A 589-nucleotide genomic window follows, 5' to 3' on the forward strand; every position below is an offset into this window, starting at 1 on the left:
CCGAGGATCTGGGTGAAGCGCTGGTAGGCGTCGACGCGGCTCTGTACCTGGGCGGGGTTTCTGCCGTCGCATTCGAGGGAGCCGTTGATGGAGCGGATGGTCTGGCCGAAGCCGGCGCCGCCGACCATGGCGTTGTGGGGGGTCATGGTGCCGGGGCCGGACTGGGTGTTCCAGTACCACAGGCCGGTCTTCCAGGCGACGGAGGCGTTGTTCTCGACCTGCCAGGGGTTGCCGAGCAGGTCGAGGCCGAGGGCGTCGCCTGCGGCCTTGTAGTTGAAGTTCCAGCTGAGCTGGATGGGGCCGCGGCCGTAGTAGGCGGCCTGGCCGGCGGGGCAGCCGTAGGGCTGGTTCCAGTCGCAGTAGTGGGGGTAGTTGGCGGTGTTCTGCTCGACGATGTGGACGAGGCCGCCGGTCTCGTGGTTGACGTTGGCGAGGAAGGCGGCGGCCTCCTGTTTCTTGACGGTGTCGCTGCCGGTGGTGGCGAAGCCGGGGTACGCGCCGAGCGCGGCGGTCAGCCCGCTGTAGGTGTAGAACGCGTTCCGGCCCGGGAACATCTGGTTGAACTGCGCCTCGCTGACCACGAATCCGG

General features: G+C 68.3%; 1 protein-coding gene. It reads right to left on the reverse strand.

The genetic code is table 11. The annotated features are described in order from the left end of the window. Window positions 1-589: chitinase (locus tag CTZ28_RS46460; RefSeq protein WP_121895963.1), on the reverse strand; the 589-nt coding region annotated here is incomplete at both ends.

Source organism: Streptomyces shenzhenensis (assembly GCF_003688995.1).
GTDB classification, from domain to species: domain Bacteria; phylum Actinomycetota; class Actinomycetes; order Streptomycetales; family Streptomycetaceae; genus Streptomyces; species Streptomyces shenzhenensis_A.